Consider the following 14006-nt stretch of genomic DNA (forward strand, 5'->3'; position numbering starts at 1 on the left):
ATAGATTTGGGCAAAACATTAATAATTGCTGAAGCTGGAGTTAATCATAACGGCAGTCTTGAGATAGCCAAGAAACTTGTCAGAACTGCTAAGGAATGTGGAGCTGATATTGTTAAATTCCAGACTGCAAAGCTTGATTCATTGGTTTCAAAGTACGCTGAGATGGCTGATTATCAGAAAAAAAATATTGGTAAAGAAGAGTCTCAGAAGGAGATGCTTAGTAAGCTTTTACTTAGTTATGATGATTTTGTTGAATTAGCTGAGTATTGTAATGAAGTTGGGATAATGTTTTTGTCTACACCTTTTGACATTGATAGTATTCGTTTTCTTGATCCAATGCAGGATATCTGGAAAGTACCATCTGGTGAAATAACGAATTATCCATATCTTGTCGAGATTGCTAAGACGGGTAAGAGAGTAATTATTTCCACAGGAATGTGCGAAATGAACGAAATTGAAGATGCATTGAAGGTTTTAAAAGACAATGGAACTAACGATATAACTGTTCTGCATTGTACAACTGAATATCCTGCTCCTTTTGATGAAGTCAATCTTAATGTAATGAGTACATTAAAAAAAGAATTTGGATATCCCGTTGGATATTCGGATCATACAAAAGGCATAGAAGTGCCTATTGCTGCTGTTGCTCTCGGAGCTGAAGTGATAGAAAAACACTTTACTCTTGACAGAAATATGGAAGGCCCCGATCATAAGGCAAGCCTCGAACCTTCAGAGCTTAAAGCAATGGTAGAAGGAATAAGGAATATTGAGAAGGCTCTCGGTAACGGCGATAAGAAGCCTTCTGATATAGAAATGAAAAACCGTCTTGTTGCAAGAAAGAGCATCGTTGCTCTTAAAGACATCAAGGTAGGAGATAAATTTACAGCTGATAATCTGACAACTAAACGACCAGGCAATGGTATTTCACCTATGAAATGGAATGATGTCATAGGTCAGACTGCAAAACGTGATTTTTCGGAAGATGAGTTGATAGAAATATGAAAAAAATCGCTGTTGTTACAGCTACAAGAGCAGAGTATGGTATTCTTACTCCGCTTATAAAAGCTATAGATGATGATAACGAACTTGAACTTGATCTTATAGTTACAGGTACTCATTTGTCTGAAAAGCATGGCTATACCAAGAAATTTATTGAGATAGACGGTTTCCATATATCTCATGAGATACCGATCTTAGAGGACGGAAATACTCCATTTGATATTTCGATAACTATGGCGAATGCAATTACAGGATTTGCTGAATGCTTTAGAGATGACAAACCTGATATGGTTGTCCTTCTCGGAGACAGAACCGAGATGCTTGGAATTGCAGCTGCGGCAATGAATGAACGTATTCCTATCGCTCATTTACATGGTGGTGAGGTTACAGAAGGTGCTGTTGATGACTGTGTTCGTCATGCTTTGTCAAAGATGAGTTATCTGCATTTTACTTCAACAGAGGCATATCGAAACAGAGTTATCCAACTCGGGGAATCACCTGAAAGAGTATTTTTTGTAGGTGCATTGAGTACCGAAAATATATTAAAAGCTCCGCTGCTGAATGAAAGTGATATCAGATTAGAGGTCGGTATTCCCGAAAACATACCATACTCTGTTGTTACTTTTCATCCTGTTACTCTTGAAGCTGATTCTGCAAAGCAGCAGACACTTGAATTGTGCAAAGCAATGGAGGAGTGTAGTGCTTATTATTATCTCATTACAATGGCAAATGCCGATGCTGGCGGAGATATGGTTAACAAGCTCATCGGCGAATTTGCTGACAGGCATGAGAATGTCCGGCTTGTTTCTTCTCTGGGAATGACAAGGTACCTAAGTGCAGTCAAGTATTGCAGATTTGTACTTGGTAATTCTTCGAGCGGTATCATAGAAGCTCCTGTTCTGGGAGCTCCTACAGTAAATATCGGTGATCGCCAGAAAGGCAGGCTAATGGCTGAAACTATAATCAACTGTGAGCCTGACTGCAAAGATATTGTTGAGGCAATACATAATGCTGAATCAATGGAGCATACTTCAACCCTGATGTATGGTGATGGTAATACATCAGAAAAGATTGTAAAAATCATAAAAGATGTATTAATGAATGATAAAGTTAATCTTAAGAAAAGGTTTTATGATATAAAGGGTGATGATTTTGAGAATTGAGGAAATGGCAATCCATCAGCTAAAAAATATTTTTGCACTTACTGAGTATGAAGAAAAAGAAATTATATCAGTAAGTGATATAGCTGAGAAAAAAGCAAAAAAAGCATTGTCAGGGTTTAATAATAAGTATCTGAGGGCTGATCTCAGTCCTTTTAATAGTGTGATAAACTGTAATTATTTGTATTGGCTCAGCAGAGAATTGTATCAAATTCACAGCGGAGCGGCTGACAAAGTGTATTATTTGAATAAAATGCTCAATTCTGTTGACCTCTTTTATGCTATAGAATTGCCAGAGGAATGGTCGTGTGAGCATCCGCTCGGAACTGTCATGGGCAGAGCAAAGTACGGCAACCATTTTTTCTTCTATCAGGGCTGTACGGTCGGAGGTAATTATAACAATGGCGTTCTGCAATATCCTGTCATAGGCAATAATGTTATCATGTATTCAGATTCAAAGATAATAGGGAACAGTGTTATCGGAGATAATGTACTGATTGCGGCAAATACTTACATAAAAAATGAAACAATCCCCGATAATAGCATTGTTTTTGGACAGAGTCCGAATTTAATAATAAAACAAAGAAAAGACTGAGGTGTGTTTATGAAAGCATTGATCGTAGGTTATGGTTCAATGGGAAGAAGAAGGATTAGGCTCCTGCAAAAACTTGTAAATGATGTTGATATCATAACTGTTGACAGTAATCCCGAAAGAGTCAAGCAGGCTGAAGAGGCAGGTATAAAACCGTTTGTTGATCTTCAGAAGGCGATGGAGGAAAAGCCTGATATTGCTTTCGTATGTACATCTCCTGGACATCATGCAGAAATAATCATCAAGCTTCTTGAAAACAATATTCATGTTTTTACTGAGCTTAATCTTGTTGATAACGATTATGACAGGATTATTTCGACTGCAAATGAAAAAAAGCGTGTTGTTTTCATGTCAAGTACGATGCTTTATAACAAAATGATTGAAAAGATAGACGAATATGTTAAGAAAACCACTAAGCCGTTAACGTATATCTATCATATAGGGCAGTATCTTCCGGACTGGCATCCTTGGGAAAGCTATAAGGACTTCTTTATCGGAAAAAAAGAGACCAATGGTGTTAGGGAAATATTTGCTATTCAGCTTCCCTGGGTAATAAATACATTCGGAAAAGTGAGCAGCGTTACATCAAATGCACAGAGATGTACAGGGCTTGATATCGAATTTAATGACAGCATTATCGCTGATATGAGACATGAAAACGGTAATATAGGTGTCTTTTTAGCTGATACTGTTTCTCGTAAGGCAATAACCAGCCTTGAGATTGTTGGTGAAGAATTACATTTATTCTGGCATGGTCACAACGATGATCTTGAAGTATATGATATTGAGAAAAAGGAAATGAAAAAGATATCTGTATATGATAATGTAGAACATACTGACGGCTATGCGGATAATATCATTGAAAATCAGTATACTGATGAGATAAATGATTTCCTGAGTGCTGTTTTTAATGGGACAGAGCCTAAATATTCAATTGAAAAGGACAAGTATACCTTATCAATAATTGATCAGATTGAAGGAAGATAATATGAAAGTTTGCTTTATTGGGTTGGGTTCAATAGCACGCAGGCATATACTTAACCTGAAAAAAATTCTTGACACTGAGATAAGCATTGATGTATTGCGTAGTGGCAATGGAAACAAACTTGATGATGAATTTTTACGTAATTTATCAAATGTATATTTTTCGTATGATGAGCTCAGAGAAAAATATGATGCTGTATTTATAACAAATCCTACCAGTAAGCACTATGAAACGCTCAAGAAATGCATAGATAAAAGTGATAATTTTTTCATCGAAAAGCCTGTTTTTGAAACAGGAGAAGAAGATATCAGCGGATTTATCAACTCCGGTAAAGTGTTTTATGTTGCTTGCCCGTTGAGATATACCAATGTTATTCAGTATCTGAAAGAAAATATTGATTTCTCAAAAGTATATTCAATGCGCTGCATTTCTTCAAGTTATCTTCCGGATTGGCGTCCAGGCACGGATTACAGGAATACCTACAGTGCTCATAAGGAGCTGGGAGGCGGTGTTTCAATAGATTTGATCCATGAATGGGATTACATTCATTATCTTATTGGAGCGCCGGAATGCGTAAAAAGCATAATAAGCAGGAAATCAGATCTGGAGATAGATTCTGATGATATTGCAGTGTATATTGCTGAATATTCAGATAAGATTGTAGAGTTGCATCTTGACTATTTTGGCAGACAGACAATTCGTAAGGTTGAATTGTATATGAAAGATGATACGATCATCGCGGATCTTGTTAATCAGCAAATACAATTTTTAAAAGCAGGAAAAATAATTGATCTTTCTCAGGAAAGAAATGAATTTCAAATACGCGAGCTTCAGCATTTTATTGATATTATTAGTGGAAAAATGATTTGTGACAATAATTTGGATGAAGCTTGCAGAATACTAAAGATAACGAGGGGCTATTGATGAACATATTATTTACTATCTGCGGACGTGCAGGCTCTAAGGGGTTCAAGAATAAGAATCTAAAGGAAATGAATGGTGTTCCGCTTGTTTATTATACATTGGCTTCAATAAAGGCATATACAGATGTACATTCCGAAAACAATGTTACCGTTGCAGTTAATACCGACAGCTATGAACTGGTTGAATGCATAAAGAAACAAAAGACTGTAAGCAATATAGTTTTTGTTGAAAGAAAAGAAAGCCTTGCAGGAGATACTGCACCTAAGGTGGATGTTATAAAAGACACATTTCTTTCCCTGTCAAAAGAAAAAAGATTTGATGTGATTATTGACTTGGATATTACATCACCATATAGACGATTAAAAGATATAGAGAATATTGTATCCGAGTTTAACAAGAAGGAATATGACATTGTTTTCAGTGTTGTTAAAGCAAGAAGAAGTCCGTATTTTAATATGGTTGAAAAGAAAAATAATGGATATTTCAGAAAGATTTGTGAATCAAATTATACTGCGCGACAGCAAGCACCTCAGTCCTATGAGATGAATGCAAGTATTTATGCGTATAATCCCAATTTCTTAAGTTCACAAATCAGCAAAACTATTCTTGATTACAATTGTGGAATTATAGAAATGCCTGATTTCTTAGTGTTGGATATTGATTCAGAAGATGATTTTGAGATGATGCAGATGCTGCATTCATATTATTGTAAGTTAGACGATCAGCTTAATAATATTTATGAAACAGCAAAGAGACTTAGCTGATTATTGCTGTTGCTTATTAAATTAAAAAATAAAATAAATATCAGCTTGAAAAGAAGTGAGTTTATGAGTGAAAATCAAGAATTAATTCGGAAAATTAATAATGCTATAGAATTTGTAAAAAAACAAGACTTAACAAATATATCAATTGGGAAATATATTATTGATAGATACTCGTATTTCACGGTTCAGGAGTATATTACCAGAAAAGAAGAAAATTCAAAGTATGAGACTCATAAAAAGTATATCGATGTTCATTTTATGATAAACGGTATAGAAAAAATCAAAGTAAGTTCCTGTGATAACCTTACTCTCGATTCAGCTTATGATGAGGATTCTGATGCGGCTTTATGGACGGCTTCCGAAATTACATTGAATGTGATGGAAATGGTTCTTGGAAGTGGTAGTTATGTTGTCTTATATCCTGAACATGCTCATATGCCTGGTTTAATAGTTAACAATGAAATGAAAATTAAAAAGGTAGTATTGAAAATTAGAATAGATTGATCTATTGAAGAAATGATTTGTGTATAAAACGCATTGTTTTTTATAAACGATATTATTATAGTCTAAATTTAATTATTAAAGGAATTATGTTAACAGTATTGATTTGGATTGCAGAAGGAAAAGATATATAGTAACATAAATGCCTTGCTATAATTATACTGGGAAGTTAAAAGGATTAAGCACGGATAATAAATCTTGTTTTTGTGGCGTTTTGGAAAGGAAATAAATTATGTGCGGAATAGTTGGATTTACAGGCAAGAGACAGGCAGCACCCATACTGCTTGACGGACTTTCAAAGCTTGAATACAGAGGTTATGACTCAGCAGGTATCGCAGTTCGTTTAGGTGATAAGGATACCGAGATAATAAAAGAAAAAGGCAAGCTTAAAAAGCTTGCTGATAAGACGGACAACGGCAAAGCTGTAAAAGGCTGCTGCGGTATCGGTCATACTCGTTGGGCTACACACGGCGAGCCTTCTGCGCTGAACGCTCATCCTCATGCAAGTGATGATGAGAACGTCATCGCTGTTCACAATGGTATCATTGAGAACTATCAGGAGCTCAAAGAAAAGCTTGTAAAGTCAGGTTATGAGTTCAATTCACAGACAGATACAGAGGTAGCTGTCAAGCTCGTTGACTATTACTACAAGAAATATAGCGAAGGTCCCGTAGACGCAATCGCCCGTGCAATGACGCGTATCCGCGGCTCGTATGCACTCTGCGTAATGTTCAAGGACTATGCAGGAGAGATCTATACAGCCCGTAAGGATAGTCCTATGATAATCGGTATTGCAGACGGCGAAACATATGTTGCTTCAGACGTTCCTGCAATTCTCAAGTACACACGCAATGTTTATTACATTGGCAATATGGAGATTGCGCGTCTTGAAAAGGGCAAAGTAACTTTCTATAATATTGACCGCGAGGAGATAACAAAGGAGCTTACTGAGATCAAGTGGGATGCAGAGTCTGCTGAAAAGGGCGGATATGAGCATTTCATGATGAAGGAGATCCACGAGCAGCCTAAGGTCATCAAAGATACTATCAATTCTGTTGTAACTAACGGCAAGGTTCATTTCGACAGTGTAAACCTTACTGACGAGGAAATGCAGCAGATACAGCAGATATACATTGTTGCCTGCGGCAGTGCTTACCACGTTGGTGTAGCTGCTCAGTATGTTATCGAGGAGCTCACAAGCTTACAGGTTAGAGTAGAGCTTGCTTCTGAGTTCCGTTACAGAAAGATGAAGCTCAACAAGAACAGCCTTGTTATCGTAATAAGCCAGTCCGGTGAGACGGCTGATACACTTGCCGCTCTGCGTGAAGCAAAGGAGCAGGGGGTAAAGACTCTCGCTATTGTAAATGTTGTCGGCTCATCTATTGCAAGAGAGGCAGACAATGTGTTCTATACTCTTGCAGGTCCTGAGATATCAGTTGCAACAACAAAGGCATACAGCACACAGCTTATTGCAGGGTACCTTCTTGCACTTCAGTTCGCTAAGGCAAGAAATGAGATAGAGGAAAAGCGCTATAAGACTCTGCTCGCTGAGATAAACACTATTCCCGAAAAGGTTGAGAAGATATTACAGGATAAGGAGCGTATCCAGTGGTTCGCTAACAAGCTTATCAATATCAAGGATGCTTTCTTTATTGGTCGTGGTATCGACTATGCTATCGGCATGGAGGGCAGCCTCAAGCTCAAGGAGATAAGCTATATCCATTCTGAGGCTTATGCTGCTGGCGAACTCAAGCATGGTCCTATCAGTCTTATTGAGGACGGTACAATAGTTATCAGCGTTGTAACTCAGGAGAATCTTACTGAAAAGACTATCAGCAATATGGTAGAGGTAAAGAGCCGAGGAGCTCATCTCATGGCTGTTACAACAGCAGGAAATTATTTTATCGAAGATACTGCTGAGTTTGTATCATATGTTCCGAAGATCGATCCGCTGTTTGCAGGAAGTCTGTCGGTAGTACCGCTCCAGCTTCTTGGTTACTATGTTTCTATCGGCAAGGGTTTTGATGTGGACAAGCCGAGAAATCTGGCTAAGAGTGTTACGGTTGAATAAGAATCAAAGCTGTCCTTATGGACAGCTTTGACGTATAAAACATCTTTTAAAAGAGGAAAGAGGTAATAAAATGGCTACAATTTTACTCGCAGGCGGAGCAGGCTACATAGGTTCCCACACAGCAGTTGAACTTTTAAATGCAGGCTATGATGTAGTAGTTGCAGACAACTACTCAAACAGCTGTCCCGAATCAATCAAGAGAGTTGAAAAGATAACAGGCAAGTCGGTTAAGCTTTATGAGCTGGACATCAAGGATAACGCAAAGCTTGCAGAGGTCTTTAAGGAAAACAAGATAGACGCTGTTATCCACTTTGCAGGACTTAAAGCAGTAGGCGAGTCTGTACAGAAGCCTATTATGTACTATCGCAACAACATTGATACTACACTTGCACTTCTTGAAACAATGAAGGAGTTCAACGTAAATAACATCATATTCAGTTCATCTGCAACTGTATATGGTGAAGCTAACCCTGTTCCATATTTTGAGACAATGCCTCGCGGAGCTTGTACCAATCCCTACGGCTGGACCAAGTCCATGATGGAGCAGATATTCGAGGATGCTGCAAAGGCTGACGAGAAGCTGTCCGTAATACTTCTCCGTTACTTCAATCCTATCGGAGCTCATGAGTCCGGTATGATAGGCGAGGATCCACAGGGAATCCCGAATAACCTCATGCCTTATGTATCACAGGTGGCAGTAGGAAAGCGCGAGTGCCTTACTATTTTCGGCAACGATTACCCAACAGCTGATGGTACCTGCACCCGTGACTATATCCATGTTGTTGATCTTGCAAAGGGACACGTTAAGGCTATCGACTATATTCTCAAGAACGACAAGTGCTGCGAGATATTCAATCTCGGAACAGGTACTCCATACAGCGTAACCGAGATAGTTGACACCTTTGAGAAGGTAAACAATATCAAGGTAAACCATGTATACGGACCAAGACGTGCGGGCGATCTTGCTGAATGCTATGCTAATGCTGACAAGGCATTAAAGGTTCTTGGCTGGAAGACCGAGAAGTCTCTGGAAGATATGTGCCGTGATTCATGGAACTGGCAGAAGAACAATCCTAACGGCTATAATAAGGCGAAGTAATACTGATACAGTATAATGTAAGTAATGTATGAATAACTAAAGAGTTATTGACACAGTCAGGATATTGAAGGAGTTTTTATGAAATATGTATTAATTTCAAAGTATAGAAACAGTATAATGGGGGTAGCTGCTATCATAATAGTTATCATGCATTATTTTGTAGAATTGTATCCTCACTTATTGCCATCAGCTGTGGAAACAATTATAAAAAGAGGCAATATCGGTACTGATGTTTTCCTTTTCGTATCAGGAATGGGGTTGTTTTTTTCAATGTCAAAAAACAACAGACCAAAAGATTTTTATCTAAAAAGAATCAAGAGGGTTATTCTTCCGACATTATTTATCTCTCTGCCATACTGGTTGATATTAGGAATGGTTATCAACGGTGATTCATTTGGTATGTTCTTACTGAACTGGACAGGCATTTCACTTTGGACACATGGCATAAGGGTGGTATGGTATGTTTCTTTGATAGTCGTTCTGTATTTTTTCTATCCTTTGATATACAATCTGCAAAAAAAGAATACATATATGTTGTTAGCAGTAATGGCAGTGGTATATTCAGCAATAGTTGTTTTATTTGTATGTTTTCCTTCTTATTATAATAAAATCGAGATTGCAGTTACCCGTATACCGATATTCCTTATAGGTTCTATGTTCGGTGAAGCTGTTTTTGGCTATGCTGAGAAAAAACGTACAATAAACATTATAGTTAGTCTTTATATGCTTATCATGCTTGTGATGATGCTTATTGGTATTGTTTTTCAGTCTAAGGCGCATGATCTTTCAGTAATGCTGTATCGTATTGGCAGCGGTGGAGCTGCTGTTTTGCTTTGCCTTATAATTCCGGCAGTTTTAGAAAGATTCAAACTCGAAAAGATTAATAATCTTTTGGCGAAAGTTGGAGCAATATCATTGGAACTGTATTTAATACACGTATTTATCAAAAATACTATAAGCAAAATGGAATGGGGAAATAACAGTGGGGCGGCTGTAAAGCTTATGATAATTGCTATTGCTGTGACGCTTGCATTTATACTTAGTTTTGCAGTGTCATATTTAGAGCACGGAGTTATGAATAAAAAACAGCGTTCAGTGCAAAGCAATTGAAACTATATAATACCATGACAATTGACCTAATGGCATTAAGCTAACAGAATAAGGAAAGAAATCAGGAGTTAGTTCGATAATTTGATATAATCCCTGATAAATGTAAGAGCTTATTTTGATGTTATTATTTCTTCGATATATGTAACCTGTCATTTAAATTTTTCATGGCAGTGCAGAACAGGAGCTCATGTGTCAATGATGTCAGTGAGGGGTCACCCTCACGTATACGCATAGTTCTGCGTATCTCTTTTGGAATGACGACTCGACCGAGGTCATCTATTCGTCTGACGATACCTGTTGCTTTCATAGGTCAATTCTCCTTGATTCTGCAATTTTTGGCAGTTGTAGGCTGCATGGATAGTATTTGCAAATTATTTGAAATTATGCTAAAGCTCTGCCATAAGTGCTTGCTTACCTATGTTCAGATTGATAATTTCGATGACAAGTGATATAATTAATGTGAACTCAATAACCGTCGTAAGGCGGTTATTGTCATGAACCATGTTCGTGGGAGAAAGTGAAAGCTATAAATAAACAAGCTATGAGGTGAATAATATGAAGATCGGATTTATAGGTGCAGGCAAGGTAGGCTTTTCGCTTGGGAAATACTTCGCAGAAAACGGATTGGAAATATCGGGATATTACAGCCGCTCGGAGAGCTCAGCCCGTGAAGCAGCCAATTTCACGGATTCAAAGCTTTTTCAGTCTGTGGAAGAGCTCATTTCTGCAAGTGATGCTGTTTTTCTTACGGTCACCGACGGCGCTATAAAAGAAACTTATCTCTCACTTCCAAAGGCACTTCTTTTGGGTAAGCAGCTGTGCCATTGCAGCGGAGCGATGTCTGCTGAGGAGGCATTTCCCGATATAGCTGAGTATGGTGCAAAGGGGACTTCAATACACCCTCTTTTTCCTGTAAACAGCAAAAAAGATTCTTACAAGGAGCTGAAAAACTCCTTTTTTTGTATAGAGGGGGACTGCGCTGAGGAGTGGAATGATATTTTTTCGTCTTTTGGCAACACAACCCGCATAATTGACAGTAATATCAAGAAACGCTACCATGCTGCCTGCTGTATAGCAAGCAACCTTGTATGCGGTCTTGTGGAGGAGAGCGCTGAGCTCCTTGAACAGTGCGGTTTCACAGCAGATGAAGCTCTTTCTGCTCTTGAGCCTCTTGCAATGAGCAATATACGGCGTATCTTTGCAGTTGGACCTACAGACGCGCTGACAGGACCTGTTGAGCGTAATGACGTTTCTACGGTAAAGAAACATATTTCCTGCATAAGCGGTGAGAACAACTCTGAAATATACAGAGCTGTCACAAAAAAGCTTACAGAAATGGCGCAGAAGCGCCACCCGGAGTCAGATTATACAGAAATGAAATCGATTCTTAGGTAATTGTAACCAATACAAAAGCTATTGTTCATGATTTGTTCATATTCGTGTGTTATACTATTCTTGTATCTTATCCGTTTTGCGGAAAGGTAACATCTAACAAGGAGAAAAATGAATATGAAGAACACTGTTTCAACCCTTCTGAAGCAGAAGCAATCAGGTGACAAGATCACGATGCTTACTGCTTACGACTACACGACGGCAAAGATCATTGATGAGTGCGGTGTGAATGCTATTCTTATCGGTGATTCACTGGGAATGGTCATGCTTGGCTATGAGAACACGCTTCCTGTTACTATGGAGGATATGATACATCATACCGCCGCAGTTTCAAGAGGCGCAGAGAATGCTTTTATAGTTGCAGATATGCCTTTCATGTCCTATCAGGTCAGCGTACAGGACGCTGTTATCAACGCAGGCAGACTCATTAAAGAGGGCGGCGCTAATGCTGTAAAGCTTGAGGGCGGCGCAGAGGTCTGCGAGCAGATAAGAGCTATCGTAAATGCGTCTATTCCTGTTGTCGCACACCTGGGACTTACTCCACAGTCGGTAAACGCATTCGGCGGCTTCAAGGTGCAGGGCAAGAGCCTTGACAAGGCTAAGAAGCTTATCGTGGACGCATTGAAGATACAGGAGGCTGGCGCTTGTGCAGTTGTGCTGGAGGGTATTCCCGCAAGGCTTGCGGACATCATTACAAAGAAGCTTTTTATCCCGACTATCGGTATCGGCGCAGGAAAAGGCTGCGACGGACAGGTACTGGTATATCAGGATATGCTGGGGCTTACCACAGGTCATACGCCTAAATTCGTTAAGCGTTTTGCAGATGTGGGTACGGTAATGCGTCAGGGTATCACTGATTATATCAATGAGACCAAAGATGGTGCATTTCCTGCTGAGGAGCATACCTACGCTATCGAAGATGATGTTATCGAACAGCTTATGAGGGAGGAAAAGTGAAATGAGAGTTGTAAAGACTATTGATGAAGTTCGCGCACAGGTTAAGGAATGGAGAGCACAGGGACTTACGGTTGGTCTCGTTCCTACAATGGGGTATCTCCATGAGGGACACGCAAGCCTTATCGACGCTTCTCACCGTGATAACGACAGGACTGTTGTGTCTGATTTCGTTAATCCCATGCAGTTCGGACCAACTGAGGACCTTGAAAGCTATCCTCGTGATATAGAGCGTGATGCAAAGCTGGTCGAAGAACACGGCGGCGATATTATCTTCAATCCAGAGCCGTCAGAGATGTACCATGAGGGATTTTCGTCCTTTGTGGATATGACAGTTCTCACACAGGAGCTCTGCGGACTCAGCCGTCCTGTACATTTCCGCGGCGTATGCACCGTAGTATCAAAGCTTTTCAATATCGTAAAGCCTGACCGTGCATACTTCGGCAAGAAGGACGCTCAGCAGCTTGCTGTTATCCGCCACATGGTGGATGACCTCAATATGGATATTGAGATAATCGGCTGTCCTATTGTCCGTGAAGCTGACGGACTTGCCAAAAGCTCACGCAACACTTATCTGAATAGTGATGAAAGAAAAGCTGCCCTTGTACTCTCAAAGGCTGTATTTCTCGGAATGGATATGGTCAGAAAAGGCGAGAGCGACTGCTCTGCTATCATCGGCGAGATGAAAAAGCTCATAGAAGCTGAGCCCCTTGCAAGGATAGATTACGTCAAGATAGTTGACTGTGCAACTATGCAGCAGATAAAAACTATTGACCGCCCTGCACTTTGCGCAATGGCTGTATATATCGGCAAAACCCGCCTTATCGACAACTTCTTTACAGAGGACGTATAAGGAGGCTGCTATGGAAATATCTATTCTTAAAAGCAAGATACACCGTGCCGTTATAACTCAGGCGGAGCTCAACTATGTGGGCAGTGTCACTATCGACGAGGAGCTTATGGAAGCCGCAGGGCTTTATGAATATGAGCGCGTACATATATCCAATGTAAACAGCGGAAGCCGTATCGAGACCTATGTTATCGCAGGTGAACGCGGAAGCGGAGTTATATGCCTTAACGGAGCTGCTGCACGTTCGGGACAGAAAGGCGATCATGTTATTATAATGGCATATGCGAATATGACTCCAGATGAGATAAAACAGCATCGTCCAAAGGTAGTTTTTGTCGGCGATAAGAATGAAATTGTAAGGGTAGCTGATTACGAAAAGCACGGCGAGCTCAGGTAAATTCATCATTTGACAGCAAGATATAAAAGATAACAGGCAGAGCCAGTGTGTCGTAAGCGTAAAATAAACCGCGTTCCATAAGATATAAAAATATCCTCGCCGATGGCGAGGAAAAACTTTATCAATTATTCCATGGCAGAAGTATCGTACCTGCCGGATTTGAAAACAGGTCGGTCAGATACTTTTCAACGTCCATACCGTTAGCCTG

The 14006-nt window shown here is 39.5% G+C and carries 14 protein-coding genes and 1 pseudogene; 14 read left to right on the top strand and 1 reads right to left on the bottom strand.

What is annotated here, in order from left to right:
- The first annotated feature begins 6 nt into the window (after positions 1-6).
- The 10 genes from neuB (at position 7) to K5677_RS09890 (ending at position 10205) form a co-directional block, all read left to right on the top strand.
- Positions 7-1002, top strand: coding sequence for an N-acetylneuraminate synthase (gene neuB, locus K5677_RS09845; protein ID WP_296727418.1), 996 nt, complete (start codon positions 7-9; stop codon positions 1000-1002).
- On the top strand, positions 999-2162 hold the full coding sequence (gene neuC / locus K5677_RS09850; RefSeq protein WP_296727422.1) for a UDP-N-acetylglucosamine 2-epimerase: 1164 nt from the start codon (positions 999-1001) through the stop codon (positions 2160-2162). Before neuB ends, neuC begins: the two co-directional genes overlap by 4 nt.
- Positions 2152-2754, top strand: a complete 603-nt coding sequence (locus tag K5677_RS09855) for a transferase (protein WP_296727426.1) — start codon at positions 2152-2154, stop codon at positions 2752-2754. The genes neuC and K5677_RS09855 overlap by 11 nt, the downstream gene beginning before the upstream one ends.
- Before the next feature lie 9 nt (positions 2755-2763).
- Complete coding sequence (locus K5677_RS09860; protein WP_296727429.1) at positions 2764-3738, top strand: Gfo/Idh/MocA family oxidoreductase; 975 nt, start codon at positions 2764-2766, stop codon at positions 3736-3738.
- A gap of 1 nt (position 3739) precedes the next feature.
- The gene (locus K5677_RS09865) at positions 3740-4660 is read left to right on the top strand and encodes a Gfo/Idh/MocA family oxidoreductase (protein ID WP_296727432.1); all 921 of its coding nucleotides are present in this window, start codon (positions 3740-3742) and stop codon (positions 4658-4660) included.
- Complete coding sequence (locus tag K5677_RS09870; RefSeq protein ID WP_296727434.1) at positions 4660-5424, top strand: acylneuraminate cytidylyltransferase family protein; 765 nt, start codon at positions 4660-4662, stop codon at positions 5422-5424. Before K5677_RS09865 ends, K5677_RS09870 begins: the two co-directional genes overlap by 1 nt.
- A gap of 63 nt (positions 5425-5487) precedes the next feature.
- The gene (locus K5677_RS09875) at positions 5488-5928 is read left to right on the top strand and encodes a YhcH/YjgK/YiaL family protein (protein ID WP_296727437.1); all 441 of its coding nucleotides are present in this window, start codon (positions 5488-5490) and stop codon (positions 5926-5928) included.
- 229 nt (positions 5929-6157) lie between these two features.
- Positions 6158-7996, top strand: a complete 1839-nt coding sequence (gene glmS / locus K5677_RS09880; RefSeq protein ID WP_296727440.1) for a glutamine--fructose-6-phosphate transaminase (isomerizing) — start codon at positions 6158-6160, stop codon at positions 7994-7996.
- 70 nt (positions 7997-8066) lie between these two features.
- A complete protein-coding gene (gene galE / locus K5677_RS09885) occupies positions 8067-9095 on the top strand; it encodes a UDP-glucose 4-epimerase GalE (protein ID WP_296727443.1) in 1029 nt (342 codons plus the stop codon).
- 78 nt (positions 9096-9173) lie between these two features.
- On the top strand, positions 9174-10205 hold the full coding sequence (locus K5677_RS09890) for an acyltransferase (protein WP_296727445.1): 1032 nt from the start codon (positions 9174-9176) through the stop codon (positions 10203-10205).
- Positions 10206-10413: 208 nt separating this feature from the next.
- Here the strand turns inward: K5677_RS09890 and K5677_RS09895 are convergent.
- A pseudogene (locus K5677_RS09895) lies at positions 10414-10512 on the bottom strand (AbrB/MazE/SpoVT family DNA-binding domain-containing protein); the annotation flags it as partial.
- 239 nt (positions 10513-10751) lie between these two features.
- Between K5677_RS09895 and K5677_RS09900 the strand changes: the two are divergent.
- The 4 genes from K5677_RS09900 (at position 10752) to panD (ending at position 13798) form a co-directional block, all read left to right on the top strand.
- Positions 10752-11600, top strand: coding sequence for a Rossmann-like and DUF2520 domain-containing protein (locus K5677_RS09900; protein WP_296727447.1), 849 nt, complete (start codon positions 10752-10754; stop codon positions 11598-11600).
- Between the two features lie 114 nt (positions 11601-11714).
- Positions 11715-12554, top strand: coding sequence for a 3-methyl-2-oxobutanoate hydroxymethyltransferase (gene panB / locus K5677_RS09905; RefSeq protein ID WP_296727449.1), 840 nt, complete (start codon positions 11715-11717; stop codon positions 12552-12554).
- 1 nt (position 12555) lies between these two features.
- Positions 12556-13404, top strand: coding sequence for a pantoate--beta-alanine ligase (panC, locus tag K5677_RS09910; RefSeq protein WP_296727450.1), 849 nt, complete (start codon positions 12556-12558; stop codon positions 13402-13404).
- Positions 13405-13414: 10 nt separating this feature from the next.
- Positions 13415-13798, top strand: coding sequence for an aspartate 1-decarboxylase (panD, locus tag K5677_RS09915; protein WP_296727455.1), 384 nt, complete (start codon positions 13415-13417; stop codon positions 13796-13798).
- The last annotated feature ends 208 nt before the right edge of the window (positions 13799-14006 follow it).

This window comes from Ruminococcus sp., from assembly GCF_024684275.1.

Excerpts from the sequence above, each read along its gene's own strand:
- K5677_RS09860 (WP_296727429.1), top strand. The coding sequence starts at position 2,764 with ATGAAAGCATTGATCGTAGGTTATGGTTCAATGGGAAGAAGAAGGATT.
- glmS (WP_296727440.1), top strand. The coding sequence starts at position 6,158 with ATGTGCGGAATAGTTGGATTTACAGGCAAGAGACAGGCAGCACCCATA.
- K5677_RS09865 (WP_296727432.1), top strand. The coding sequence starts at position 3,740 with ATGAAAGTTTGCTTTATTGGGTTGGGTTCAATAGCACGCAGGCATATA.
- panB (WP_296727449.1), top strand. The coding sequence starts at position 11,715 with ATGAAGAACACTGTTTCAACCCTTCTGAAGCAGAAGCAATCAGGTGAC.
- panD (WP_296727455.1), top strand. The coding sequence starts at position 13,415 with ATGGAAATATCTATTCTTAAAAGCAAGATACACCGTGCCGTTATAACT.
- K5677_RS09870 (WP_296727434.1), top strand. The coding sequence starts at position 4,660 with ATGAACATATTATTTACTATCTGCGGACGTGCAGGCTCTAAGGGGTTC.
- neuC (WP_296727422.1), top strand. The coding sequence starts at position 999 with ATGAAAAAAATCGCTGTTGTTACAGCTACAAGAGCAGAGTATGGTATT.
- galE (WP_296727443.1), top strand. The coding sequence starts at position 8,067 with ATGGCTACAATTTTACTCGCAGGCGGAGCAGGCTACATAGGTTCCCAC.
- K5677_RS09875 (WP_296727437.1), top strand. The coding sequence starts at position 5,488 with ATGAGTGAAAATCAAGAATTAATTCGGAAAATTAATAATGCTATAGAA.
- K5677_RS09890 (WP_296727445.1), top strand. The coding sequence starts at position 9,174 with ATGAAATATGTATTAATTTCAAAGTATAGAAACAGTATAATGGGGGTA.
- panC (WP_296727450.1), top strand. The coding sequence starts at position 12,556 with ATGAGAGTTGTAAAGACTATTGATGAAGTTCGCGCACAGGTTAAGGAA.